The organism is Nonomuraea thailandensis, from assembly GCF_024172165.1.
Taxonomy (GTDB): domain Bacteria; phylum Actinomycetota; class Actinomycetes; order Streptosporangiales; family Streptosporangiaceae; genus Nonomuraea; species Nonomuraea thailandensis.
The window spans coordinates 798,468-824,374 of the sequence record NZ_JAMZEB010000002.1 but is presented as its reverse complement, the minus strand read 5'-3'; the positions used below and the strand labels follow the sequence as shown (position 1 = coordinate 824,374).

General features: G+C 72.9%; 22 protein-coding genes. 11 read left to right on the top strand and 11 right to left on the bottom strand.

What is annotated here, in order from left to right; genetic code table 11:
- Window positions 1–41 precede the first annotated feature (41 nt).
- The 5 genes from HD597_RS64285 (at window position 42) to HD597_RS07790 (ending at window position 8,546) form a co-directional block, all read left to right on the top strand.
- Window positions 42–2,441, top strand: coding sequence for a serine/threonine-protein kinase (locus HD597_RS64285; RefSeq protein WP_308210575.1), 2,400 nt, complete (start codon window positions 42–44; stop codon window positions 2,439–2,441).
- 150 nt (window positions 2,442–2,591) lie between these two features.
- Window positions 2,592–4,127, top strand: coding sequence for an acyl-CoA carboxylase subunit beta (locus HD597_RS07805; protein WP_253759264.1), 1,536 nt, complete (start codon window positions 2,592–2,594; stop codon window positions 4,125–4,127).
- The gene (locus tag HD597_RS07800; RefSeq protein ID WP_253741060.1) at window positions 4,124–6,070 is read left to right on the top strand and encodes an ATP-binding protein; all 1,947 of its coding nucleotides are present in this window, start codon (window positions 4,124–4,126) and stop codon (window positions 6,068–6,070) included. Before HD597_RS07805 ends, HD597_RS07800 begins: the two co-directional genes overlap by 4 nt.
- The gene (locus tag HD597_RS07795) at window positions 6,067–6,834 is read left to right on the top strand and encodes an enoyl-CoA hydratase-related protein (protein WP_253741059.1); all 768 of its coding nucleotides are present in this window, start codon (window positions 6,067–6,069) and stop codon (window positions 6,832–6,834) included. The genes HD597_RS07800 and HD597_RS07795 overlap by 4 nt, the downstream gene beginning before the upstream one ends.
- Window positions 6,835–6,836: 2 nt before the next feature.
- Window positions 6,837–8,546 (top strand): acyclic terpene utilization AtuA family protein, encoded by a 1,710-nt coding sequence (locus HD597_RS07790; protein ID WP_253741058.1) that lies wholly within the window; start codon window positions 6,837–6,839, stop codon window positions 8,544–8,546.
- Here the strand turns inward: HD597_RS07790 and HD597_RS07785 are convergent.
- Complete coding sequence (locus HD597_RS07785; protein ID WP_253741057.1) at window positions 8,500–9,378, bottom strand: ROK family protein; 879 nt, start codon at window positions 9,376–9,378, stop codon at window positions 8,500–8,502. The two genes, HD597_RS07790 and HD597_RS07785, sit on opposite strands and share 47 nt — an antisense overlap.
- A gap of 68 nt (window positions 9,379–9,446) precedes the next feature.
- Here HD597_RS07785 and HD597_RS07780 point away from each other — a divergent pair, with 68 nt between their 5' ends.
- The 5 genes from HD597_RS07780 to HD597_RS07760 all read left to right on the top strand — a co-directional run bounded on the left by HD597_RS07780 (window position 9,447) and on the right by HD597_RS07760 (window position 12,941).
- Entirely contained in the window at window positions 9,447–10,253 is an 807-nt protein-coding gene (locus tag HD597_RS07780; RefSeq protein WP_253741056.1) for a GNAT family N-acetyltransferase, read from the top strand.
- Between the two features lie 62 nt (window positions 10,254–10,315).
- On the top strand, window positions 10,316–11,329 hold the full coding sequence (locus HD597_RS07775) for a phosphotransferase family protein (protein ID WP_253741055.1): 1,014 nt from the start codon (window positions 10,316–10,318) through the stop codon (window positions 11,327–11,329).
- A 94-nt stretch (window positions 11,330–11,423) separates the two neighbouring features.
- Entirely contained in the window at window positions 11,424–11,696 is a 273-nt protein-coding gene (locus HD597_RS07770; protein WP_253759999.1) for a hypothetical protein, read from the top strand.
- 57 nt (window positions 11,697–11,753) lie between these two features.
- Window positions 11,754–12,605 carry a helix-turn-helix domain-containing protein gene (locus tag HD597_RS07765; protein ID WP_253741054.1) on the top strand — a complete coding sequence of 284 codons (852 nt, stop codon included), beginning with the start codon at window positions 11,754–11,756 and terminating at the stop codon, window positions 12,603–12,605.
- A gap of 69 nt (window positions 12,606–12,674) precedes the next feature.
- Complete coding sequence (locus HD597_RS07760) at window positions 12,675–12,941, top strand: hypothetical protein (protein ID WP_185102834.1); 267 nt, start codon at window positions 12,675–12,677, stop codon at window positions 12,939–12,941.
- 32 nt (window positions 12,942–12,973) lie between these two features.
- Here HD597_RS07760 and HD597_RS07755 read toward each other — a convergent pair whose 3' ends face one another.
- The 9 genes from HD597_RS07755 to HD597_RS07715 form a co-directional block, all read right to left on the bottom strand.
- A complete protein-coding gene (locus HD597_RS07755; RefSeq protein ID WP_253741053.1) occupies window positions 12,974–14,197 on the bottom strand; it encodes a DUF1266 domain-containing protein in 1,224 nt (407 codons plus the stop codon).
- A gap of 38 nt (window positions 14,198–14,235) precedes the next feature.
- Entirely contained in the window at window positions 14,236–15,204 is a 969-nt protein-coding gene (locus HD597_RS07750) for an ABC transporter substrate-binding protein (protein WP_253741052.1), read from the bottom strand.
- 13 nt (window positions 15,205–15,217) lie between these two features.
- Window positions 15,218–16,180 (bottom strand): ABC transporter permease, encoded by a 963-nt coding sequence (locus HD597_RS07745; RefSeq protein WP_253741051.1) that lies wholly within the window; start codon window positions 16,178–16,180, stop codon window positions 15,218–15,220.
- Window positions 16,177–16,944, bottom strand: coding sequence for an ATP-binding cassette domain-containing protein (locus HD597_RS07740; protein ID WP_253741050.1), 768 nt, complete (start codon window positions 16,942–16,944; stop codon window positions 16,177–16,179). The genes HD597_RS07745 and HD597_RS07740 overlap by 4 nt, the downstream gene beginning before the upstream one ends.
- A 65-nt stretch (window positions 16,945–17,009) precedes the next feature.
- Complete coding sequence (locus HD597_RS07735; RefSeq protein ID WP_253741049.1) at window positions 17,010–18,959, bottom strand: ArnT family glycosyltransferase; 1,950 nt, start codon at window positions 18,957–18,959, stop codon at window positions 17,010–17,012.
- The gene (locus HD597_RS07730; RefSeq protein WP_253741048.1) at window positions 18,956–20,131 is read right to left on the bottom strand and encodes a bifunctional glycosyltransferase family 2/GtrA family protein; all 1,176 of its coding nucleotides are present in this window, start codon (window positions 20,129–20,131) and stop codon (window positions 18,956–18,958) included. The genes HD597_RS07735 and HD597_RS07730 overlap by 4 nt, the downstream gene beginning before the upstream one ends.
- A gap of 25 nt (window positions 20,132–20,156) precedes the next feature.
- Window positions 20,157–21,557: a HAMP domain-containing sensor histidine kinase gene (locus tag HD597_RS07725; protein WP_253741047.1), complete on the bottom strand. Its 1,401-nt coding sequence runs from the start codon at window positions 21,555–21,557 to the stop codon at window positions 20,157–20,159.
- On the bottom strand, window positions 21,554–22,252 hold the full coding sequence (locus HD597_RS07720) for a response regulator transcription factor (protein ID WP_253741046.1): 699 nt from the start codon (window positions 22,250–22,252) through the stop codon (window positions 21,554–21,556). The genes HD597_RS07725 and HD597_RS07720 overlap by 4 nt, the downstream gene beginning before the upstream one ends.
- 65 nt (window positions 22,253–22,317) lie before the next feature.
- Window positions 22,318–23,514: a cytochrome P450 gene (locus tag HD597_RS07715; RefSeq protein ID WP_253741045.1), complete on the bottom strand. Its 1,197-nt coding sequence runs from the start codon at window positions 23,512–23,514 to the stop codon at window positions 22,318–22,320.
- A gap of 87 nt (window positions 23,515–23,601) precedes the next feature.
- Between HD597_RS07715 and HD597_RS07710 the strand changes: the two genes are divergently transcribed.
- On the top strand, window positions 23,602–24,156 hold the full coding sequence (locus HD597_RS07710; RefSeq protein ID WP_253741044.1) for a TetR/AcrR family transcriptional regulator: 555 nt from the start codon (window positions 23,602–23,604) through the stop codon (window positions 24,154–24,156).
- Window positions 24,157–24,165: 9 nt separating this feature from the next.
- Here HD597_RS07710 and HD597_RS07705 read toward each other — a convergent pair whose 3' ends face one another.
- The gene (locus HD597_RS07705) at window positions 24,166–25,668 is read right to left on the bottom strand and encodes a phytoene desaturase family protein (protein WP_253741043.1); all 1,503 of its coding nucleotides are present in this window, start codon (window positions 25,666–25,668) and stop codon (window positions 24,166–24,168) included.
- Window positions 25,669–25,907 lie beyond the last annotated feature (239 nt).

Here is a 25,907-nt window from a genome sequence, read left to right as displayed (position 1 = left end):
AGCGTTTTGCCTCATCTATTGGGTTGTGATGGGGGTCCGACGTGAATCAGTTCCAGCCGTTGGCGGCGGACGATCCGCGGCGGCTGGGGGCGTATGACATCGTCGCCCGGCTCGGCGAGGGCGGCCAGGGTGTTGTCTATCTGGGCAAGAGCGACTCCGGGGAACAGGTCGCGGTCAAGCTGCTGCACAATGCCCTGGTGGCGGACGCCGACGCCAGGACGCGCTTCCTGCGCGAGGTGGCGGTGGCGCAGCGCGTCGCCCGGTTCTGCACCGCTCCGGTGCTCCACGCCGACCTGGACGGGAGCCGGCCGTACATCGTCAGCGAGTTCGTGCCCGGGCCGTCCCTGCGCGAGCTCGTCATCAACGAGGGGCCGCGGCGGGGTGCGGCCCTGGAACGACTGGCGATCAGTACGGCGACCGCCTTGGCGGCCATCCACCGGGCCGGGATCCTGCATCGCGACTTCAAGCCCGCCAACGTGCTGATGGGGCCCGAGGGTCCCGTCGTGATCGACTTCGGCATCGCCCGCGCCCTCGACTCCCCCGGGGCCACGGCCACCGGGATGGCCATGGGGACGCCGTCGTACCTGGCGCCCGAACAGCTCAGCGGGGCGCAGGTTTCGGAAGCGGCCGACGTGTTCGCCTGGGGCGTCACGATGGTGTTCGCCGCCACGGGCAAGCCCGCCTTCGGGGCCGACTCCATTCCCGTGGTGATGAACCGGATCCTGAACGAGGAGCCGGAGCTCGGGAAGATGGAGGGGCTGCTGGGCGACCTGGTGGCCGCCTGCCTGTCCAAGGACCCCGCGCAGCGGCCGAGCGCCGACGAGCTGATCGTGCACCTCACGGGGCAGCCCGCGCCCAAGGCGGCCATCGAGCCGGTGACGGGCGGCCAGAAGACCACCTTCGGCGCCGCCGGTGCGGCTGCCGCTGCGGCCGGCTCTGGCGCTGCCGGTGGTGTCGGTGCGGCCGCCAACGCCGCTCAGGCGGGCGCTGACGGCTCCGGCGGCCCCGGTGGCGCGGCCGGGCAGGACGACTACCCCGGCCCGTGGCACCAGCCGACCGGCCCCCAGCAGCTCCCCCTGCCGCAGACGGGCGACTACGGCCGCCAGGCGGCCGCGGCGGCCCAGGGCGGCCCCGCTGGCAACGCGCCTCACGGCGGCCTGCCGGGCAACGCGGCCCAAGCCGGCGCGGCTCAGGGCGGCTCGCCCCAGGGCGGGGCCGGCCAGGGCGGCGCCGCGGGCAACGGACCGCAGGCGGGCATGCCCCAGGGCGGCCCCGCCGGAAACGGCCCCCACGGCGGCCCCGTCCAGGGTGGCACGCCGCAGGGCGGGCCCGGTGGGATGCCGCTCGGAGCGCCCCAGCCCGGAATGCCGGGCGGCGGCCCGCAGCAGGGAAGGCCCGGCGGCCCGCAGGCAGGCGCTTCCGGTATGCCCTCGCACGGCCCCGGCCAGCCCTTCCAGGCGGGAGCCCACGGCGGCCCGGCGGGTCCGGGCAGGCCTCAAGGGCCGGGTGGCCGAGGCGGACCGGGCAGGCCCCATGGTCCGGCCGGTCCCGGTGCGGCCGGTGGCCCGGCGGGGGCGGCCGGGACGCGGCCGGACGGCGGGGTGCCCGCCAAGCAGCGCCGTACCCTGACCCTCGCCCTGTCCGGCGCCGCGGCGGCGGCGCTGCTGGTCGTGGCGGGCGCGATCGTCGTGCAGGCCAACAGCAAGGAGCCCGCGGTCGTCGCGGTGGGCAACTCCGCCAACGAGAGCGACGGCGGCTCGGGCGGCGCGGGCCAGCCGAGCGAGCCCCCGGTGGCTCAGCAGTCCCCGCCGGTGGTGGCCCCGACGGACAGCGCGGCTCCGGTGCCCACGCTGGACATCGAGCCGGATGAGACCAAGAAGACCAAGAAGCCGACCAAGGAGCCCATCGCACAGGTTCCGCAGGTGGTCACCGAGGCCCCCAGGCCCCAGACCACCACGAAGAGCGTCCAGCCCACGCCCACCCCGTCGCCGACCAAGAAGAAGAAGACCACGCTGGTCGAGCCCGACCTGGCCCCGACGGAGAAGCAGACCGCCGGCCCCGCGCCGACCGGGCGTGCGCCGGGCGAGGCGGACAAGCCGGGCACGTCGCTGAAGCTGAACACGTACAAGCCGACGGCGGTGTGCGGCGCGGGTTACAAGGTCGTCGACTCGCGCGCGCTGGGCAGCAACGCCACGATCTACCTGCTGTACAACAGCAGCGCGGGCAAGAACTGCGTGGTCACGATGTCACGCCTGGTCTTCCCGAAGAAGATGCAGATGAGCGCGACCCTGCAGGTCAAGGGCGGCTCCAGCGGCAACAACTCGGGCTCGTTCACCGCGTACGCCGGACCGGTGCGCCTGCCCGCCGCCAAGAAGTGCGTGATCTGGGGCGGCTCCTGGAGCTCCTACACCTGGAAGTCCGGCTGGAGTCACTGCAGCTGATCCGGCACGTCGATCGAGCCGCCGCCCGCCACGGGGTGGCGGCTCGTTCCATGCCTGGGCTAGCGTGCTTGGCATGATCGTCGGAAGGACGCCGTGATCAGGACCAGACTCGACACCGGAAGCGACGACTACCGTGCCAGGCGCGAGGCGATGCTGGCCAAGCTGGCCGAGCTGGAGGCCGAGCAGGCCAAGGCGGTGGCCGGAGGCGGCGAGAAGTACGTCGCGCGGCACCGTGCCCGCGGCAAGCTGCTGGCCAGGGAGCGCGTGGAGCTGCTCGTCGACCCCGACTCCCCCTTCCTGGAGCTGTCGCCGCTGGCGGCCTGGGGCAGCGACTTCCCCGTCGGGGCGAGCGTGGTGACGGGGATCGGGGTGATCGAGGGCGTCGAGTGCGTGATCACCGCGAACGACCCCACGGTCCGCGGTGGCGCCTCGAACCCGTGGACGCTCAGGAAGACCCTGCGCGCCGCGGAGATCGCACTGCGCAACCGGCTCCCGTACGTGAACCTGGTCGAGAGCGGCGGCGCGGACCTGCCGACGCAGAAGGAGATCTTCATCCCGGGCGGGCAGATCTTCCGCGACCTGACCAGGCTGTCGGCGGCGGGGGTGCCGACGGTGGCGCTGGTGTTCGGCAACTCGACCGCCGGCGGCGCGTACGTGCCCGGGATGAGCGACCACGTCGTGATGGTGCGGGAGCGGGCCAAGGTGTTCCTCGGCGGGCCGCCGCTGGTGAAGATGGCGACCGGTGAGGAGTCCGACGACGAGTCGCTGGGCGGGGCCGAGATGCACGCCAGGGTCAGCGGCCTGGCCGACCACCTGGCGCAGGACGAGCACGACGCGCTGCGGATCGGGCGGCGCGTGATCGCCTCGCTGGGCTGGCGGAAGCTGGGCCGCGCGCCGGATCCCGGCGTGGCGGAGCCGGTGCATCCGGCCGAGGAGCTGCTCGGGATCGTGCCGGAGGACCTGAAGGTGCCGTTCGACCCGCGGGAGGTGATCGCGCGGGTGGTGGACGGCAGCGAGTTCGACGAGTTCAAGCCGCTGTACGGCGCCTCGCTGGTGACCGGGTGGGCGCGCATCCACGGCTATCCGGTGGGGGTGCTGGCCAACGCGCGCGGGGTGCTGTTCAGCGAGGAGTCGCAGAAAGCCACGCAGTTCATCCAGCTCGCGAACCAGTCGCGCACGCCGCTGCTGTTCCTGCAGAACACGACCGGCTACATGGTCGGCAAGGACTACGAGCAGGGCGGCATCATCAAGCACGGCGCCATGATGATCAACGCGGTGTCGAACTCGACCGTGCCGCATCTGACGGTCGTCATGGGCGCCTCGTACGGTGCGGGCAACTACGGGATGTGCGGGCGCGCGTACGAGCCCCGCTTCCTGTTCAGCTGGCCGAGCGCCAAGTCGGCGGTGATGGGCCCGGCCCAGCTCGCCGGCGTGCTGTCCATCGTGGGGCGGGCGTCGGCACTGGCCAGGGGGCAGGTGTACGACGAGGAGGCCGACGCGGCGATGCGGGCGATGGTGGAGGCGCAGATCGAGGCCGAGTCGCTTGCCTTCTTCCTGTCGGGGCGGCTGTACGACGACGGGGTGATCGATCCGCGCGACACCCGTACCGTGCTGGGCATGTGCCTGTCGGCGATCAACAGCGCGCCGGTGCCCGAGGCGGCGGGATACGGGGTGTTCCGGCCGTGATCACCCGCCTGCTCGTCGCGAACCGGGGCGAGATCGCCCGCCGCGTCTTCCGCACCTGCCGGGAGCTCGGCATCTCCACGGTGGCCGTGTTCTCCGACGCCGACGCGGACGCGCCGCACGTGGCCGAGGCCGACCTGGCGGTGCGCCTGCCGGGCACGCGCCCGGCCGACACGTACCTGGACGTGGAGCGGCTGCTGGCGGCCTGCCGGGCCTCGGGGGCGGACGCGGTGCATCCGGGTTACGGGTTCCTGTCCGAGAGCGCGGAGTTCGCGCGGGAGGTGCTGGCGGCCGGGCTGGTCTGGGTGGGCCCGCCGCCCGAGGCCATCGCGGCCATGGGCGTCAAGATCGGGGCCAAGCGGCTGATGGCGGAGGCCGGGGTGCCGGTGTTACCCTCGCTGGACCTCGCCGCACCGGAGGAGTTCCCGCTGCTGGTGAAGGCGTCCGCGGGCGGCGGCGGGCGCGGGATGCGGGTGGTGCGCGGGCCCGGGGAGCTGGCCGGGGCGGTGGAGTCGGCGCGGCGGGAGGCCGCCGCGGCGTTCGGCGACGGCACGGTGTTCGCGGAGCCGCTGCTGGAGCGGGCCAGGCACGTGGAGGTGCAGGTGCTGGCCGACCGGCACGGGGCCGTGTGGGCGCTGGGCGAGCGCGAGTGCAGCGTGCAGCGGCGGCACCAGAAGGTGATCGAGGAGTGTCCCTCGCCGGGGATCTCGCAGGCGACGCGGTCGCTGCTGTACGAGGCCGCGGTCCGGGCGGCGCGCACGATCGGGTACGTCGGGGCCGGGACGGTGGAGTTCCTGGTCAAGGGCGACCGGGTGGCGTTCCTGGAGATGAACACCCGGCTCCAGGTCGAGCACCCGGTGACCGAGCTGGTGCACGGCGTGGACCTCGTGCGGCTGCAGATCGAGGTGGCGGAGGGGGCCGCGCTGCCCGCCGAGCCGCCTCCGCCCGTGGGGTGGGCGGTCGAGGCGCGGCTGTACGCCGAGGACGACGATCATGTGCCGCAGGCCGGGGTGTTGCGGCGGTTCGAGATCCCGGGTGACGTGCGGGTGGACGCCGGGGTGGAGTCGGGGTCGGTGGTGTCGCCGCACTACGACGCGCTGCTGGCCAAGGTGGTGGCGCACGGCGCGACGCGGGCGGAGGCGGTGCGCCGGCTGGTGGCGGCGTTGCGCCGGGCCCGGCTGCACGGCTTGATCACGAATCGGGATTTGCTCGTAAATATCCTGACAAATCGGGAGTTTGCGGCGGGTGACACCCACACCGGCTTCCTCGACCCCGACGGCCCCGTCCGCGCCTCGGCTACGGCCACGGAGAAGCCCGCCGAGGCTGGGCCCACGGCCGCCCCGGCAGGACCGGCGGCCGGGCACGCGGGACCGGCAGCGCCGGCGGCCGGGTACGCGGAGCTGGCGGCCGCGCTGGCCGTGGCGGCGCTCAACCGCAGCCGCGCCCGCGTGCTCCCCGGCCTCCCCTCCGGCTGGCGGAACGTGCGCTCCCAGCCCCGCACCATCCGCTTCGAGGAGACCGGCGAGGTGACCTACGACCCGCTCCCCGAGGGCGTCACCGTCGTCGGCGCGGACCCGTACCGGGTGGTCCTGGAGCACGGCGGCCTGCGCCGCACGTACGAGATCGCCCACTACCCGGGCAGCGTGTGCGTCGACCACGCGGGCGGCCACGCCGGGCTGACCCCCGTCCCCCGGCTCCCCGAGCCGGCCGAGCACGTCGCCCCCGGATCACTGTTGGCCCCCATGCCGGGTAACGTGCTGCGGGTCGAGGTGGAGCCCGGCGATCGGGTGGTGAAGGGCCAGGCGGTCCTGGTCCTGGAGGCGATGAAGATGGAGCACCGGATCACCGCCCCGGCCGACGGCGTGGTGTCCGTCGTGCACGTGGAGAAGGGCCGGCAGGTCGACGCGGGAGCGGTGCTGGTGATCATCCAGGAGGGGGACTCATGACGGACCTGGTGCACAGGGAGCTCGCGGGGGGCGTCGCGACGATCACGCTGGACTCGCCGCCCAACCGCAACGCGCTGTCCAGCCGCCTGCTCGCCGAGCTGGCCGACCGGCTGCGCTGGGCGCTGGCCGAGCCGGAGGCCAGGGTGGTCGTGCTGACCGCCACGGGGCACGTGTTCTGCTCGGGGGCCGACATCAAGGAGCAGCGCGCCTCCGGGGCGCCGGTGACGGCCTCGTTCCCGGAGGTCCTGGAGCTGATCTGGGAGAGCCCCAAGCCGGTGATCTGCCGGCTCAACGGCACCGCGCGCGCCGGCGGCCTGGGGCTGGTGGCGGCGTGCGACTTCGCGATCGCGCCGCTGACGGCGTCGTTCGCGTTCACGGAGGTGCGCATCGGCGTCGCGCCCGCCATGATCGCCGTGCCGGTGCTGCGCAGGCTGAGCGCCCGCGCGGCGGCCGAGTACTTCCTGACCGGCGAGGTCTTCGACGCGGCGCGGGCGGTGGAGATCGGCCTGCTGTCGGCGGCCGTCGCGCCCGAGGGCCTGGACGCGACCGTGGCCCGCTACGCGGAGATGCTGATGAAGGGCGGCCCGGAGGCGCTGGCGATCACGAAGCGGCTCGTCAGGGAGGTGCCGGCGATGTCGTTCAGGGGAGGGCTGCAGCGGATGACCGAGCTGTCGGCCGAGCGGTTCACCTCGGCGGAGGGTCAGGAGGGCATCGCGGCGTTCATGGCCAAGCGCCCGCCCGAGTGGGTGCCGCGGGAGGGCTGACCATGGTCCTGCGCGTCGCGAACTGCAGCGGCTTCTACGGCGACCGGCTCTCCGCCGCCAGGGAGATGGTCGAGGGCGGCCCGATCGACGTGCTCACCGGCGACTGGCTGGCCGAGCTGACGATGCTCATCCTGGCCGGCAACCGGCTCAAGGGCCGCCCGGGCTACGCCCCGACGTTCCTGCGCCAGCTGGAGGACGTGCTGGGGGCCTGCCTCGACCGGGGCATCAGGATCGTGACGAACGCGGGCGGCCTCGACCCGGCCGGCTGCGCGGACGCCGTCCACGACCTCGCCGCCCGCCTCGGCCTGTCCCCGTCCGTCGCGTACGTCACCGGCGACGACCTCACCGGCCGGCCGTTCCCCCTCGTCAACGCCGACACGGGCGAGCACCTCACCGCGACCCCGCTGACCGCCAACGCCTACCTCGGCGGCCGTCCCATCGCCGCCGCCCTGTCGGCGGGCGCGGACGTGGTGGTCACCGGCCGCGTCACGGACGCCGCCCTGGTGACCGGCCCCGGCATCTGGCGGTACGGCTGGGGGCCCGACGACCTCGACCCGCTGGCGGGCTCGGTGGTGGCCGGGCACGTCATCGAGTGCGGCTGCCAGGCGACGGGCGGCAACTACGCGTTCTTCCAGGACGTGCCCGACCTGGCCCACTGCGGCTTCCCCCTCGCCGAGCTGCGCGCGGACGGCTCGTCCGTCATCACCAAGCACCCGGGCACGGGCGGCCTGGTCTCGATCGGCACGGTCACGGCGCAGCTCGTCTACGAGCTGGGCGGCCCCCGCTACCTCGGCCCGGACGTGGTGGCCCGCTTCGACACGATCACCCTGTCCGACGACGGCCCCGACCGCGTCCTGATCTCCGGCGTCCGCGGCGAGCCGCCACCGGACACGCTGAAGGTCGCCGTCAACTACCTGGGCGGCTACCGGAACACGATGACGCTGGTGCTGACGGGCCTGGACGTGCCGGCCAAGGCGCGGGCGGCCGAGGAGGCGATCTGGGCCCGCGTGCCGCGCGAGTCGTTCGACGAGGTGGACGTCACGCTCACGGACTCCGGGCTGCTGCGCGTCACCGTGATGTCCGCGGACGAGCGCAGGGCCGGCCGCGCCTTCTCCTCCGCCGTGGTGGAGACGGGCCTGGCCAGCTACCCGGGCTTCTACGGCCTCTCCCCGCCGGGAAACGCCTCGCCGTACGGGGTGTACTGGCCGGTGCTGGTCCCGGCCTCGGAGGTGCACCCGAGGGTGTTCCTGAACGGCGAGGAGATCCCCCTCCCGGCGCCGCAGCGGCGGGAGAACGTGCGGCCCGTGATCACCCTTCCACCGCCCCCGCGGGCGGAGCCGCAGGGCTCCGGCACCACCACCATCCCCCTGGGCCGCATCGCGGGCGCCCGTTCGGGCGACAAGGGCGGGAACGCGAACCTGGGCGTCTGGACCGATACCCGGGCCCGCTACGACTGGCTGGCGGCCCACCTCACCACCGACGCGCTCAAGCGCCTCCTCCCGGCCCTCGCCCCCTACCGCGTCGACCGCCACGACCTGCCCAACCTCAAGGCGCTGAACTTCGTCGTCCACGGCCTCCTGGGCAGGGGCGTGGCCGCGAGCCCCCGGATGGACCCGCAGGCCAAGGCGCTGGGCGAGGAGCTGCGAGCGCGGCCGGTGGACGTCCCTACGCCCCTGGCGCCGCCCGCCACCCCAGCAGCCCCGCCCCCATGAGCCCCGCCCTGGCCCCGAGCGACGACGCCCGCACCTCCGGCGCCTGCCGGAACCCCAGCCGGGCGCTCAGCCGCGCCCGCAGCGGCACGAGGAGGGTGTCGCCCGCCTGAGAGACCCCGCCGCCGATCACGATGGCCGCGGGGTCGAGCACCAGCGTGTACGTGGCCAGCGCCAGGGCGAGCGCCTCCACGGCCTCGTCCCACACCGCCACGGCCCGCGCGTCCCCCGCCAGCACCGCCCTGACCACCTCCTCGGCGCCGGGGAGGCCGCACCGCGCCGCCACGGCCCCGCCGGAGGCGTAGGCCGCCAGGCAGCCCCGCTGCCCGCACCCGCAGGCCGCCCCGTCGGGCCGCACGGGGATGTGGCCGACCTGCCCGGCCCACCCGCCCGCGCCGCCGTACAGCGCCCCCGACAGCACCACGGCGCCCGCGATGCCGGTGCCTATGGGCAGGTACAGCACGTCCCGCCCGCCCTCCCCGTACGCGAGCTCCGCCTCCCCCGCGGCCCGCACGTCGTGTCCCAGCGCCACCGGCAGCCTCACCCCGGGGGCGAACGCGTGCGCGGGCACGTCCCGCCAGCCGAACGCGGCCGAGAAGACGGCGTGGGTGGGCGTGACGAGCCCGGGCACCGCGAGCCCGACCGCCAGGGGGCGCACGCCGTCACGGGGGCGGGCGAGGTCGGCGACGAAGGCGGCGACGGCGCCGACGACCTCCTCGGGGCCGCCCGCGCGGGGCGTGGGGCGGCGCTCGGCGTGATGGATCGTCCCGTCCCTGGTGACGAGCCCGCCCTTCATGGTGGTGCCGCCGACGTCGATGGCCGCCACGTACGTCATCCAAGCCTCCCGAGCCGTGCCGATAATCGCTTTGAGTCATCCGTCGTCCATGCAGAAGAATGCCCTCCATGACCGTTCGCCGCCTCACCGCCGACGACCTCGACGACTGCACCCGCCTGGCCAAGGACCGCGGCTGGCTGCCCGAGCGGCACAAGTGGGGCCTGCTGTTCGAGGTCGGCGAGCCGTACGGCATCGACGCCCCCGACGGCGACGGCCTGGCCGCCACGAACGTGCTGACCCGCTACGGCGACGACCACGCCGCGATCAGCATGGTGCTGACGGCCGCCAGATACGAGCGGCAGGGCCTGGGCCGCAGGCTCATGGAGCACGTGCTGGAGCAGGCGGGCGGGCGCACGGTCTCGCTGTACGCCACCGAGATGGGCCGTCCCCTGTACGAGCGGCTCGGTTTCCGCGTCGCCGGCCTGGCCGCCAAGCACACGGGTGTCTTCCGCGGCGAGCCGTCGGGCCGCACCCGCCCGGCCACGCGGGCGGATCTCGACGGCATCCTGCGGCTCGACGCGGAGGTGTTCGGCACGGACCGGTCGGCGCTGCTGCGGCGCATGTTCGGCTTCGGCGAGCAGGTGCGGGTCGCCGAGGGCGGCTTCGGCCACTGCTGGCGCAACGACGACAACACGGTGATCGGCCCGGTCGTGGCCGGGGACGAGGAGACGGCCAGGGCGCTGATCGGCGATCTGGCGCTGCACGCGGGGGGCGAGGTGCGGATGGACTTCGACCTGTCCAGGCAGGCGCTCGTCGCGTGGGCGGGCGAGCACGGCATCGGCAGCCCGTGGCAGGTCTCGATGATGGTGCGCGACGGGGAGCTGCCGGGCGACCGGTCGCGCCAGTACCTGCCGTTCATGCAGGCGCTGGGTTGACCGTGCGGGCGGCGCTCTCATAGGGTCGAGCACCAGAATATCGTTCTGTAGAGGGGCGGTACATGACCTCCACCCACATCGACGTCGGGGCCATCGACTTCGCCGAGCTCGGCGCGTGGATGGACGCCGAGGGGCTGCCGGGCGGCCCGATCACGGACCCGGCGCCGGTCCTGGGCGGCACGCAGAACGTCATGGTCCGCTTCGAGCGGGGCGGCCGCCCGTACGTGCTGCGCCGCCCTCCCCTGCACACCCGCCGCAAGAGCAACGAGGTGCTGCGCCGCGAGGCGCGGGTGCTGGCGGCGCTGCGTGACACGCCCGTGCCGGCGCCCCGGCTGGTGGCCGCACAGACGGCGCGGGAGCCGGTGTTCTACCTGATGGAGCCGGTCGACGGGTTCAACCCCTCGACGGGGCTGCCGGAGCCGCACGCGTCCGACCCGGCGATCAGGCACCGGATGGGGCTGGAGGCCGCCGCCGCGCTGGCCGAGCTGGGGCGGATCGACCCGGCGGTGCTGCCCGGGTTCGGGCGGCCGGAGGGCTTCCTGGAGCGGCAGGTGCCGCGCTGGCTGAAGGAGCTCGACTCCTACGGCGAGCTCGACGGCTATCCGGGCCCCGACATCCCCGGCCTGCGCGAGACGGCCGACTGGCTCACCGGCCACCTGCCCCGCACGTTCACGCCGGGCGTCATGCACGGCGACTACCACTTCGCCAACCTCATGTTCGCCCCCGACGGCCCCCGCGTGGCCGCGATCGTCGACTGGGAGATGTGCACGGTCGGCGACCCGCTGGTGGATCTCGGCTGGCTGCTGGCCATGTGGCCGTCGGGCAACGATCACGTGCCGGGCCTGCCGCCGCCGCGCGAGCTCGTCGCGTACTACGCGGCGCTGTCGGAGCGCGACATGTCGGCCATCGACTGGTACGCGGTGATGGCCTGCTTCAAGCTCGGCATCGTGCTCGAAGGCACCCACGCCCGGGCGTTCGCCGGAAAGGCGCCCAAGGACATCGGCGATCTGCTGCACGCGACGACGCTGGCCCTGTTCGGACGGGCCCAGGAGTTCATGGACGGCGCGCTCGGCTAATCACGATTTCCAGGAAAGACGATCACGGAGCCGACCCCCGAGCGTACAATTGCGCGCAATTGCTCAATTAAATCGGGGAAGGATCGTCATGCGAATGCGGTTCCTCGGCTCCACCTCGGAGGCGGGCGCCTGTCCCACCCTGTACGAGACCGACCGCGGCACCATCGTCGTGCAAGGTCTCCAAGTCACCGACGCGGAGGCGCTCGCGGACCTGCGCGACGTCCTCGACGGCGAGACCGCCGTGGAGGTCCCCCGCGAGCTCATCACCGAGATCGCCCGCCGCGTCCTGCCGGACGCCGGAGAAACCCATGACCGCCAGGCAAACGCTTTCCCGACCAGTGGAGGAACACCGACGGCAACCGGTTGATCACAATTGCCGCGGGCCCTGGCATGATCGGCATCGGCGGGGCTAGCCTCTTGCGCCGTGACGTCGTTTCAGCAGGCGCGCATCGACCTCGGCAGCCAGCTACGTCAGCTGCGCGAGGCGGCCCATCTGTCGGGCAAGGAACTGGCCGAGCGGCTGCGCTGGCAGCCGTCCAAGGTCTCCAGGCTGGAGAACGCCCGGCAGACGGCGACCGAGGATGACGTGGTCGTGTGGGCGCAGGCCGTCAACGCCTCGCCCGACACGACGGACGAGCTGATCAGGCAGTCCATCGCGCTCCTGGAGCGGCACGACGACTGGAAGCAGCGTCACCGCAGCGGCCTGGCCGCGATCCAGGAGGACGTGCGCGACCTGGAGGCGCGCACGAAGGTCTTCCGCGTCTTCGAGCCGGGCATCATCGTCGGCCTGCTGCAGACCTCCGAGTACGCCAGGCACGTGTTCCGCAAGGTCAAGCGGCTCTACAGCGCGGCCGACCAGATCGACGCGGCGGTACGGGTGCGCATGCAGCGCCAGGAGATCCTCTACGACCGCACGCGCACCTTCAGGTTCGTGGTCACCGAGGCCGCGCTGCGCACGATGCTGGCGCCGCCCGAGGTGATGCGCGGCCAGCTCGACCGCCTGCTCGCCGTCAGCACGCTGCCCAACGTCGAGTTCGGCGTCATCCCGTTCGGCACCGAGCTGCCGGCCAACCCGGTCAACGGCTTCTGGATCTACAACGAGGCCATGGTCGCGGTCGCCACGATGACCAAGGACCTCATCCTGCGCGACCCCGACGACATCTCCTTCTACGTGCGGGCGTTCGACGACTACGCGAAGTCGGCGGAGTTCGGGGAACCGGGGCGGGAAGTCATCATCGCGATTCTTCACGATTACCGGAAACAAACTCCACATTAACCGCAGCAATTGCTTGCCCCGCACCGCAAGATCGTGCAATTCTGGCGCGAGACGTTGCGGAGGTGACGCATGATGCTTGATACCGCGCTCTGCCTCGAGCGGTTCGCCTGGCACGCGGGTCGTCATGCCGACCTGGCCGTGCAGAGCCTGGCCCTGTCCAGCGACCCGGCGTACGTATCGGTCCGCAACCGCTTCTCGGCCACCCTCGCCGAGACCGTGACCTGCTCCGACGAGGGCGCCTTCATCACCTCGTGGGGCTACCGCCTGGGCACCACGGAGGACGTCGAGTCCGCCGCCGCCCGCCTCGCCTTCCTGCTGGCGGCCCTGCCCGCCTAACTGCCCGCCTAACTGCCCGCCTAACTGCCCGCCTAGGGCTGCTTGAACGGGATGTTGAGCCAGGGGCTGGCGGGGTCGGTCGTCAGGATCCGGTGCGCGTTCAGCATCCCGGCGTACCAGTCGCCGAACTCCTCCTCGTCGAAGTGCAGGCAGCGGCCCAGGATGTAGCCGGCCGAGAAGTCCTCCCAGGAGCGGTAGTTCAGCCGGCTGACCCGCCCGGCGCGCACGACCGCCCGCTCGGCCTCCTCCAGGGTGCAGAAGCGGGCGCCCAGCCCCCAGCGGGCCATCTTCGAGGCCCGCCCGTAGTCCCACGCCTCCACCGAGTGCACGAACCGGCCCTCGGCGAGCAGCCCGTCCGCGCGGAAGCGGGCCTCGTACCGGACGATGCGCCCGATGAGCCGCTGCGCGCCGGCGACCATGGCCTCCGCCTCGGCCTCGTCCAGCGGCTCCAGCCCCTCCGCCGCACGGCTGCGCAGGACGCGCGCGGTCACCTGCCGCCAGTGGTCCACCTCGACCGCGCCGCCGTAGTCGAGGGCCAGGCTGCGGCGCACGCCCAGCACGAAGCTCCAGACGGAGCTGCTCATCCGACCGGCGAGCAGCGTCTCCAGCGCGTCCGCCAGCGCCTCCGGGCCGGTGATGTCCCACCACTCCCGCAGGCGCTTGCGCTCGCCGACGTAGCCGGTGCCGTGCCAGCCCATCGCGTTCCACAGGGAGCCGTTGCTGACGCAGAGCAGCGCCCCGCAGGCGAGCCCGTGGGCGACCGGGCCGTGCAGCGGGCCGCCCGACCACAGGGTGCGCAGCCGGTCGCCGGGGGCGACGGTCACGCCCTCGGTGTGCCGGCGCCACACCTGCCGGTGGGCGGCCGTCGCGGGGAAGAACGCCTCGCACGGGCTGCCCGGGTTGACGGCCATCCACGCCTCGCCGCCGGGCCAGTCGTGGGCCAGGGCCGCCAGGTCGGTCCTGAAGAAGACCGGGTCCGGCACGGGCGCGGGAAGCATCCCGTCGGTGAGGAACACCAGGCTCCGGACGCCGTGCCGGGGGTCCCAGCGGACGGGGTTGTAGAAGTTCCAGTCCTGCCGGGAGTCGGCCTGGGCGCGCGACATCGCGTGGAAGAGCTTCACCCGGGCGAGGACGTCGAAGTAGGCCGGCCAGTCGCCGCGCGACCTGGCGTCGTACAGGCCGCGCTCGATCTCCGTGGGCGCCTGCCAGTGCGCAACGGGCGGCGCACCCGCCCCTAGATCGTTCCGCACCCTCATGCGGCGTTACCTTACATCCGGTGTGTACGGTCCTGTCGTCAGCACCCCGCCTTGTAGAGCACCTTCCGCACCTCGGGCCGGTCCACGTTCGCGGCGGTGACGATGGTGGCGTCGGTCGGGATCGACGGCGTGACCTGCTGTCCCCTGACCGCCGCGACGGCCTGCTCCACCCCCTTCGCCCCGATGTCGCCGGGCAACTGCGCGATCAGCGCCTGCACGACGCCGTCCTTGAGCTGCTCGACCTGGGCCGGCCCCGCGTCGAAGCCGACCATCTTGACCTTGCCGAGCTTGCCGGTCTGCTGGAGGGCGGTGCCGGCGCCGGTGGCCGAGTTCAGGTTCGTGGCGAACACCCCGGCCAGGTCGGCGTCCTTGGCCAGCGCGGCGTTCATGATGCGCGAGGCCTCGCCGACGTCGTTGTGCGAGTACTGCACGCCGAGGTAGGACAGGCCCGGGTGGTTCGCCGCGACCTCCTCCTCGAAGCCCTTGATCCGGGCGTCCACGGTGCTGACGCCCGGGTCGGTGGAGATCACCAGCACCTTGCCCTTGCCGCCGACCTGCTCCGACAGCGCCCTGGCCGCCGCCGCGCCGCCCTTGAGGTTGTCGGTGCTGATCCTGGACAGGCCGATGCTCTGGTCCTCGACCACCGTGTCCACCAGGATGATCTTGATGTTCTGCTGCTTGGCCTGGGTCAGCGGCGCGATCATGGCCTTGACGTCGGTCGGGGCGATCAGCAGGGCGTCCGGCCCGCCCGCCACGACGGAGTTGACGATCGGCGTCTGCAGCGTCGGGTCGAACTTCTGCGGCCCCTGCACGTCCAGCGCCACCCCCAGCTCCGCGGCCCTGGCCCGGGCTCCGCACGCCATGGTCTCGTAGAACTCCTCCCCCGCGAGCCCCTGCACGAGCGTCACCCTGATCTGGTCGCCGCCCCCGCCCGCGCCGCCACCGTCCGCGCCTCCGCAGGCGGTGAGCAGCAACGTCGCTCCGAGAGCGGCCATGGCCTTGCGCATGGTGGTGCCTCCTTCACTGGTCGCGGGCCCGGCGCCTCCACTGGTCCACGTAGACGGCGGCGACGAGCACGGCGCCCACCACCACCTGCTGCCAGAACGGCCGAACGCCGAGGATCTGGAAGCCGTTCTGGAGCACGACGGGGATGGACACGCCGATGACCGTGCCCGCCACCGTCCCCACCCCGCCGAACAGGGACGTGCCGCCGATCACCACGGCCGCGATGGCCTGGAGGTTGTCGGTGGAGTGCGCGGAGACGCCGGTGATGCCGTACTTGGCCAGCGACAGGTGCCCGGCCAGCCCGGCGAGCAGGCCGGCCAGGCCGTACACCTTGATCAGGTGCCTGCGCACGGCCACGCCGCCGCGCCGGGCGGCCTCGGCGTTGGAGCCGATGGCGTACGTGTGGCGGCCGAAGCGGGTCCAGGCCAGCGCGAGCGCCAGGACGGCGGTGATGGCGGCGCAGATCCACACGATCAGCGGCACGCCCAGCCAGCGCGCCAGCCCGAGCCCCAGGTTGAGATCGGCGGGCGCGCGCAGGTCGACGCCTCCGGTGAGCAGCAGCGCGCCGCCGAGCGACATGCCCAGCGTGCCCAGCGTCACGATCAGCGCCGGGATCCGGCCCAGCGCGACCAGCACGCCGTTCAGCACTCCCCAGGCCAGGCCGGTGGCCAGCGCGCCGGCCGCGCCGAGCGGCGGCGAGCCCGTGCCCTCGATGACCCTGGCCGCCACCACGGCCGAGAACACCAGCACACCCCCGACCGACAGGTCGATCCCCGCCGTGATGATGACGAACGTCATGCCGGTGGCCAGCAGGAGGAGGATGGCGGCGTCGCTCACCAGGTTCAGCAAGTTGAACGAGGTGGGGAACGCGCGCGGAGCCAGCGCCGAGAACGCGACCAGCAGCCCGGCCAGCACCAGCCCGATCCACACGACCTGGAGCCCGCCCAGCCGCGCCGGCCTGCCTCCCCGGCCGCTCATCCCTGGCTCTCCCACTGTTCGAGCACGCCTGTCATGGCGCCGACCAGCTCCTCCATCGACACCCGCGCGGTGTCGAACCTGGCGACCCTGCGTCCCAGCCGCAGCACCTCGACCCGGTCCGAGACCGCCATGACGTCCTGCATGTTGTGGCTGATGAGCACGACGGAGACGCCGGAGTCCCGTACGGACCTGATGAGGTCGAGCACCCGCCGCGTCTGCACCACGCCCAGCGCCGCCGTCGGCTCGTCCATGAACACCGCCCGCCGCGCCCACGTCACCGCCCTGGCCACCGCGACGCCCTGCCGCTGCCCGCCGGACAGGGCCGACACGGGCGCGCTCTGGGACGCCAGCCGCACGCCGAGCCGCTCGCACGCCTCCTGGGTCTCGCGCCGCATGGCCGCGTTGTCCAGCACGCCGAGCAGCCCGAGCAGGCCGGGCCGCAGGCGTTCCCTGCCGAGGAAGAAGTTGGCGGCGGGGCTGAGGTCGGCGCAGAGCGCGAGGTCCTGGTAGACGGTCTCGATCCCGGCGGCCCTGGCCTCCTCCACGGACCCGAACGCGACCGGAGCGCCGTCGACCTCGACCGTCCCGCCGTCCGGCCGCTCGACGCCCGAGAGGATCTTGGCCAGCGTGGACTTCCCGGCCCCGTTGTCGCCGATCAGCGCGACCACCTCGCCGGCTCCCAGGCTGAAGTCCGCGCCGCGCAGCGCCTCGACCTGGCCGTAGCTCTTCTCGATCCCGCGGGCGGCGATCAGCGGTACGGCCATGAGACCATCAAGAAACGGCCTGACATCGTTGTCAAGACCCAGCGCGGCGGCGCTCCGGCCCTCGTCTACGCCGTGCAGTCGTAGAGGCCGTCCTGGCCGTCCACGGCCGTGCAGTTCTGCTGCACCCAGGTCGTCACCTCCGTGTTGCCCCGGCCTGGCCAGCCGCCTGTGCCGGCCAGGACGTACCGGAGCTGTCCCGAGGAGACCAGCGACCCGAGCCGATCCACGGTCATGGCGGGGTCGCTGCCGGTGAAGCCGCCCATGGCGATGACCGGCTCGCCGGTGGACAGGATGAGGCCGGACGCCTGCTGGGCGCTGCTCACCGCGACCAGCCACGTGGCGCTCCCCCGGTTGGCCACCAGGTACGCCGCCATCTCGTCGCTGACGCCGCCGCCCGGGAACCGGCCGCCGTCCGGCATCCGTCCTCGCGTGCCTGCGGGCCCGCCGAAGCCCATCCGTCCCGACGAGGGGCCGGCGGTCGGGTTCGTCCCGTTGATCTGGGACTGCAGCGGCGTCACCGCGTACGCGGCGGGCCCGGCCAGCCCGGCGACGACCGCGGCCGCCAGCGCGACCGCCGCGACCCGCGTCGTCACCCGCGCCCGCACCCTAGCCAGGACGAGCACCGCCACGGCCACCAGGGTCGCCCCGAGCACGACCCAGGCCAGCCACGGCAGCCACTCGGGCGTGCGGCGCAGCACCACGAACGACCAGCCCCCGGTCAGCGCCACCGCCAGCGGCAACGCCCAGGCCCACGCCCGCGACCGCCGGTACGCCCGCCACATCACCACGAGCCCCGTCCCGGCCAGCGCGGCCACCGCCGGAGCCATGGCGGTCGTGTAGTAGGGGTGGAAGGTGCCGCTGGAGAAGCTGAACACCACGTAGTGCACGACCAGCCACCCGCCCCACACCAGCCAGGCCGCCGCCGCGGGCCCGTCATGGTGCAGGCGCCGCACCCGTAGCAGGATCGCGAGCGCCAGCGTCACCACGCAGAACGGCAGCAGCCACGAGATCTGCCCTGCCAGGATGTCGTTGAACAGCCGCCCGGCCCCCGGCTCCCCGCCGAAGCCACCGCCGCCGCCACCACCGACACCGCCGCCCCGGCCCTGGCCGAAGACGCGGCCGAGGCCGTTGTAACCGATCACGAGGTCCCACACGGTGTTGTCGGTGGAGCCGCCGACGTAGGGGCGGGAGCCCGCGGGCCACAGGTCGGTGATCACCATCCACCAGGCGCTGGACACCACCAGCACGCCCCCGGCTGCCAGCAGGTGCCCCACCCGCTTCATCCACGGCACCCGCGCGCACCCCAGGTACGCCAGCGCGAGCGCCGGCACCACCAGGTACGCCTGCAACATCTTGGCGTTGAACCCGAGCCCCACGAAGAACGCCGCCAGCAGCAGCGGCCGCAGCCGCCCCGTCCGCAGCGCCTCCAGGCAGAACCAGGCCGACAGCACCAGCAGCAGCACGAGCACGGTATCGGGGTTGTTGTCCCGGTTGATCGCCACGGTGATCGGCGTCAGCGTCATGACCACGGCGGCGATCAGCGCCGCGACGTGCCCCTGGCGCGCGCCGCCCTCGACCGGCCGCGGCCCGTGGCCGGGGCCCGCCGGGCCGGTGAAGGCGCGGCGCACGGCCGAGTGCACCAGGCCGACGGCGGCCACCCCGGCGAACGCCTGCGGGAGCAGCATGCTCCAGGTGCCGTAGCCGAAGATCCGCGCCGAGAGCCCCATCACCCACAGCGCCAGCGGCGGCTTGTCCACGGTGATGAAGGAGCCGGCGTCGATCGCGCCGAAGAAGAACGCCTTCCAGCTCCGGGTGCCCGACAGGACGGCGGCGGCGTAGTACTCGTTGGCGTTGCCGCTCAGCGCCCACGCGTACAGGACGAACGCCACGGCGAGCACCGCCCACAGCGCGGGCCGCGACCAGCGTGGGTCCTGTTCGGCGCCGAGGAGGGCGCGGGCGAGCGCGCCGCGCCTGCCTGCGGCCCGGTGCCCGGGCCTGGTGGCGGTGACGGTCATCGGGTGGCCCCCCTCTTCGGGTTGAAGACCCATGCGCGCAGCAGCAGGAAACGTACGAGTGTGGCGGCCGCGTTGGCGACGATGACCGCGACCAGCTCCACCCCGTGGGAGACCCCGACGGGCAGCAGAGACAGGCTGCCCGAGGTCAGCGCCAGCCCGACGAGGAACGCGATCAGCCCCTCGAACTGGTGCCGCACGGCCCGGCCCGAGCCCTTGACGCCGAACGTGAAGCGGCGGTTCGCTGCGGTGTTGGCCACGGCGGTCACCAGCAGCGCGACCGCGTTGGCCGCGAGGGGCGGCACGACCTGGCGCAGCAACGAGTACAGCAGCAGGTACGCCAGCGTGCTGATCACTCCCACGATCGCGAACCGCGGGAGCTGCCTGGCCATGCCCTTCGGCAGCTCGGCCCGCTCGGCCCTGGCGGACACGGGGATGCGGGCGGCGCCGGACAGCGTCCTGCGGCCGACCCGCGCCATGCCGCGCAGGTCGTCCAGGGCGGTCCGGACGATGTCCACCCGGCTGTCCGGGTCGTCCACCCAGTCGACGGGCACCTCGTGGATGCGCAGCCCGTGGCGTTCGGCCAGGAGCAGCAGCTCGGTGTCGAAGAACCACTGCTCGTCCTCGACACCGGGCAGCAGAGCCTGGGCGATCTCCGTACGGACGGCCTTGAAGCCGCACTGCGCGTCCGAGAACCCGGCGCCCATGCCGAAGCGGAGCAGCAGGTTGTAGGAGCGGGAGATGAACTCCCGCTTGGGCCCCCGCTCCACCCGCGCCGCGCGGGCCAGGCGGGTGCCGATGGCCAGGTCGCTGTGGCCGGTCAGCAGCGGGGCCACCAGCGGCAGGAACGCGTCGAGGTCGGTGGACAGGTCCACGTCCATGTAGCTGACGACGTCGGCCTCGCTCTGCGACCACACGGTGCGCAGCGCCCGCCCGCGGCCCTTCTCGCCGAGGTGCACGGCGCGGACGTTCGGCAGCTCCCTGGCCAGCTCGGTGGCGAGCTGCCAGGTGTTGTCGGTGCTGGCGTTGTCGGCGATCGTGATGCGGAAGCCGTAGGGGAAGTTCCTGGTGAGGTAGGTCTGCAGCCGGGTGATGCTGGCGCGCAACGCCCGCTGCTCGTTGTGGACCGGGACGACCACCTCGACCAGGCGGGTCCGCACTGCTGTTGTCTCCATGCAGCTAAGGACACGTTTTGGGTCTTTAAGGCGACTTATCCGATTCTGAGCTACGAATGAGAGTTCCCGGCAGGCTCATGGTGGCGATGGCTCCGCCGTCGGGGACGTTCGCCAGGCTCACGCTGCCGCCGGCCTCCGTGACGGCCTGCGCCACGATCGCCAGCCCCAGCCCCGAGCCGGGCAGGCCGCGCGCCGACGGGGAGCGCCAGAACCGCTCGAAGACGTGCGGCAGCTCCTCCTCGGGCAGGCCGGGGCCGTGGTCGCGCACGGTCAGGCGGCCGTCGTGCAGCTTCACCTCGACCTGGGCGCCCGGCGGGCTGAACTTGGCGGCGTTGTCGATGAGGTTCAGCACGGCACGTTCCAGCGAGGTGGCGCTGCCCACGACGTACCAGGGGCGCAGGTCGGTGACGACCTCGGCGCCGCGCAGCCTGGCCCGCTCGACGGCGGCCGTGACCACCTCGTGCAGGCCCAGCTCGACGTGCGGCTCGTGGTCGCTGTCGCCCCTGGCGAGCTGGAGCAGGTCGGCCACCAGCGTGGACAGCTCGGCGAACTGCGCCTTCACGTTGACCAGCAGGCGCTCCTTGGCGCCCGGGTCGAGGCTGCGGCCGGTCTGCTCGCTGCGCAGCAGCAGGTCGATGTTGGTGCGCAGGGTGGTCAGCGGGGTTCGCAGCTCGTGGCCGGCGTCGGCGACGAGCTGTTTCTGGCGCTCGCGCGAGCCGGCCAGGGCGGCGGTCATGGCGTTGAAGGAGGAGGACAGGCGGGCGATCTCGTCGGTGCCGGTGACGGGGATGCGCGTGTCGAGGTCCTCGGTCTGCGCGATGTGCTCGACCGCCCTGGTCAGGTCACCGACCGGGCGCAGGGCGGAGCGGGAGATCGCCAGCCCGGCCATGGCGGCGCCGAGCACGCCGAGCACGGAGATGCCCCCGAGCATGATCCCTGCGTTGCGCAGGGTGCGCTGGATGTAGCCGACGGGCCTGGCCTCCATGACCGCCACGCCGGGCTTGAAGTTGATCGTCACCACGCGCACGTCCTTGCCGTCGCGCGTCGTCCCGTACCGGTAGACGGGCTCGCACGGCTCGAAGGCCTGCGAGTCGTTCTCGTAGTCCGGCACGATCGGGGACGGGCCGATCGAGCACGTGGTGCCGTTGGCGTACAGTAACGTCGCCAGCCCGTCGGTGAACGGGCCCCGCGAGCCCTCCGGCGTGCAGTTGCGGTCCAGGAACTCCTTGTTGCCGCCCCGCAGGGAGTCCAGGATGCTCTGGTCGAAGTTGCCGATGAGCCTGTTCTCCAGGACGACGTACGACGCGCCCGCGCACATCGCGATGGCCAGCGCCACGGCCACCGTCACCAGGAGCGTCAGGCGCGTGTGCAGGGTGCCGCGGGTGGCCAGCCGGCGCAGGCGCTCACCCAGCCCGGCGCCGTTCACTGCGCCGCCCGGAGCACATAACCCACCCCGCGCACGGTGTGGATCACGCGCGGCTCGCCCCCGGCCTCGGTCTTGCGCCTCAGGTACATCACGTACACGTCGAGCGAGTTGGACGTCGGCTCGAAGTCGAAGCCCCACACCTCGCTGAGGATCTGGTCCCTGGTCAGCACCTGGCGCGGGTGCGCCAGGAACAGCTCCATCAGCAGGTATTCGGTCCTGGTCAGGTCGAGCCTGCGGTCGCCGCGCGTGACCTCCCTGGTCGCCGGGTCCATGTGCAGGTCGCCGTAGGAGAGCGTGTCGCCCTCCGGGGTGCCCGTGCTGAGCGCGCCGCGCCGCAGCAGAGCCCGCACCCTGGCCAGCAGCTCGTCCAGCTCGAACGGCTTGACGAGGTAGTCGTCGGCGCCCGCGTCGAGCCCGGAGACCCGGTCGCCGACCGCGTCGCGGGCCGTGAGCATGAGCACCGGCACGTGGTTGCCCGACCCGCGCAGCCTGCGGCACGCGGTCAGCCCGTCGAGCCTGGGCATCATGACGTCGAGCAGCACCGCGTCGTACGAATCCGCCGCCAGGGCGTCGAGTGCCTGCTGCCCGTCGTTGGCGGTGACGACCTTGTAGCCCTCGAACTCCAGGCTCGACTGCAGAGCCTCGCGCAACGCGGGCTCGTCGTCCACTACCAGCAACCGTGCGGGCTCACTCATACTTACCGACGCTAGATGTCCATCATGAGAACGTGATGAACGACCTCACAGAAGATTCATAAGGATCACCACGCCACGGGCATCGAAGTGAGCCCGAAGATGGGTCCATCGTACTTGGCGGGCAGTTCCTCGTCGGCCACCGTGACCCGCAGGCCGGGCAGGCGCTCGAACAGCGTGCGCAGCGCGATCTCCAGCTCGGCGCGCGCCAGGTTCTGGCCCAGGCACTGGTGCACGCCGTAGCCGAAGGCCACGTGGTGGCGGGCGCCGCGCTCCACGTCGAACTCGTCGGGCCGCTCGAACGCCCTCGCGTCCCGGTTGGCGGAGGCGCCCAGCACGAAGATGCCCTCACCCTTCCTGACGAGCCGGCCGCCGATCTCCTGGTCCTCGGCGGCGACCCGGTCGAAGGCCACCCAGTCCACGATCGAGTGGTAACGCAACAGCTCATCGACCGCCATGGGCCAGCGGCCGGGGTTCTCGCGCAGCGCGGCGAGCTGGTCCGGGTGACGCAGGAGGGTGAGCGTGGCCAGCGGGATCATGTTGGCGGTGGTCTCGTGGCCGGCGACGAGCAGCAGGAACATCACGCCCACCAGCTCGTCGTGCGTGAGCCGCCCGCCGGTGATCAGCCGGCCGAGGAGGTCGTCCTTGGGGGCCTTCTCGGCATTGGTGACGAGCCCGTCGAGGTAGTCCCTGATCGCGAACGCCGACGTGTGGAAGTCGCCGTCGGAGCTGAGCATCTCGCGGGTGCGCGCCTGGAAGAACTCGCGGTCGGCGTACGGGACGCCGAGGAGCCGGCAGATCACCAGCGAGGGCAGCGCGAGCCCGAACGCCTGGACCAGCTCCGCCTCGGAGCCCCGCGCGACCATGTCGTCGATGAGCCCGTCGACCAGCGCCTGGATCCCCGGCCGCAGGTCCTTGATCCGCCTGACGGTGAACTCGGGGATGAGCAGCCGCCGGAACCTGGTGTGCGCGGGCGGGTCCAGGTCGATGAAGTGGCCGGCCAGGAACTTGGCCATGGCCGCCGCCTCCTCGGGCGACGGCGGCGGCGTGGGGCGGAGGGCGGCGTTGGGATGGCCGGGCGTGGCCGGGCTGGTGCTGATGCCGCTGCCGCTGAGGACCTGCTGGGCCTCGGCGTGCCGGGTGACGAGCCAGACGTCGCCGCCGGGCAGGGAGGTCCTGACGAGCGGGGCCTCCTCGCGCATCCGCTCGTACTCGGGCGGCGGCGCGAACGGGCAGGTACGCGGAACCGGGAAGGAATGCGCCATAGTGTTGCCCCCAAAGAAGCCGATCGCATTGCTTACTTACGCGAAAGTAAGCAATGATGCGATGGGCCGTCAAGTGATGGGAGCGGAATGGCGGGCCGGCGGACGGACACACGTGAGCGGATCCAGCAGGTGGCGCTGGAGTTGTTCGCCGAGCGCGGATACGACAAGACCTCGCTGCAGGAGGTCGCCGAGCGGCTGGAGATCACCAGGCCGGCGCTCTACTACCACTTCCGCACCAAGGAGGACATCCTCGCCAGCGTGGTGGACCGGCTGTGCGACTCGATCGACGAGCTGATGACCTGGGCGGGAGAACAGCCGAGGACGGCCGAGTCACGCCGGGAGATCCTGCGGCGCATCTCGGGGCTGATGGAGGATCAGTGGCGGCCAATGTTCAGGTTCGCGCAGGTCAACCAGGGTGTCATGCAGCACAACGTGGCCGGTGAGCGCATGCGCAGCCGGATCGTCGGCATGGTGTCGGTGCTGGCCGTGCCGGGGGTGAGCGCGGTCAAGCAGTTCGAGTCCAGGCTGGCGGTGTTCGCGGTGATCCTCGGGAGCGCGCCGTTCCTGTTCGACATGGACCTGGACGAGGCGGAGCGGGCGGACGTCGCCCTGGAGGTGGCCGCCAAGCTCGTCGCCGACTGAGCCTCCGGGCTACCGCAGGAGTGCCATGGCGGCGTTGTGGCCGCCGATGCCGCTGACGCCGCCGCCCCTGCGGGCGCCCGCGCCGCACATCAGGATGCGCTCGTGCTCGGTCTCGACGCCCCAGCCGCCGCCCTCGGCGTACGGCCAGCTCAGGTCGGTGTGGAAGATGTGACCGCCGGGCAGGCCGGCGTCCCGTTCGAGGTCCACCGGGGTCTTGACCTCGACGCACGGGGTGCCGTCGGGGGCGGTGAGCAGGCAGTCCTCGATGGGCTCGGCGAGGACGGCGTTCATGGAGGCGAAAGTGGCGTCCAGGGCCACCTTCCTCGCCTTATCCGGATTTTTCCGGAAGAGGCGGGCGGGCATGTGCAGGCCGAACAGCGTCATCGTCTCGGCCCTGCCCCGCAGCTCGGGCCCGAGGATGGAGGCGTCGGTCAGCGAGTGGCAGTAGACCTCGGCGGGCGGCAGCTCGGGCATCTCACCGCGGGCCGCCTGCTCGTACGCCCCCGCGAGCTGCTCGCGCCCCTCGTTGATGTGGAACGTCCCGCTGAAGGCCGCCCGCGGATCCACGGTGGTGTCCTTGAGCCGGGGCAGCCGCGTCAGCACCATGTTGACCTTGAGCTGCGCCCCCTCGGGCACCGTCACCGGCCGCCCCATCACCCGGTCCAGCACGGCCGGCGGCAGGTTCACCAGCACGTGCCCGCCGCTGACGGTGTGCTCGCCGTCGTCCGCCACGAACGTCACCTCGCCCGACGGCGAGATGCCGACGATCTCGGCCCCCGTCCTGATCTCGGCGCCCGCCCGCCTGGCCGCCGCCTCCAGCGCGCCGGAGACCGCGCCCATGCCGCCGACCGGCACGTTCCAGTCGCCGGTGCCGTCGCCGATCACGTGGTAGAGGAAGCACCGGTTGGCCAGCAGGTCGGTGGCCGGGTCGGCGAACGTGCCGATCAGTGCGTCGGTCAGCACGACGCCGCGCACGGTGTCGTCGCGGAACCGCTCGTCCACCGTCTCCCCGATCGGCCGCGCGAACAGGTCGCGCCACGCCTCCTGCCCGACCAGGCGCTCGATCTCGGCCTGCGGGCGCAGGGGTTCGAGCAGCGTGGGGGCCAGGGCGCGCGCCACCTCGGCGGTCATGCCGTAGAACCGCCGCCACGCCTCGTGGTCGGCCTCGCCGCCCGTGACGTTCCTGAACGAGGCCGCCGTACGCAGGTCGTCCTCGTTGTCGACGAGCAGGCCCGTGTCGCCCATCGGGGTGTAGGAGGCGTACCGGCGGCGGCGCAGCTCCAGGTCGAGCCCCAGGTCGCGGACGATCCGGGTGGGCAGCAGGCTCACCAGGTAGGAGTAGCGCGACAGCCGCACGTCCACGCCGGGGAACGCCCGCGCGGAGACCGCCAGGCCGCCCGCGTGCGCGTACCGCTCCAGCACGAGCACCCGGCGCCCGGCCCCGGCGAGGTACGCCGCCGCGACCAGCCCGTTGTGCCCGCCCCCTGCCACGACCACGTCATACGAACCCACCCTGGCACCCTACGACCCGCCCCGCCCCGCCCGTCAACGCCCCCCACCCGCCCACGCCCCTCCTCCACACCCACCCGCCCACGCTCCCTCCTCCGCACCCACCCGGCAACGTAGACGCCCGCTGCCCGCCGGCCCGGCAACACACCCGCCCGGCAACGCTCACGCCGCCGATCACCCGTCCGGCAACACCCCCGCCGACCACCCGCTCGGCCGAGCACCGGCCCACCGGGCGGGCCACC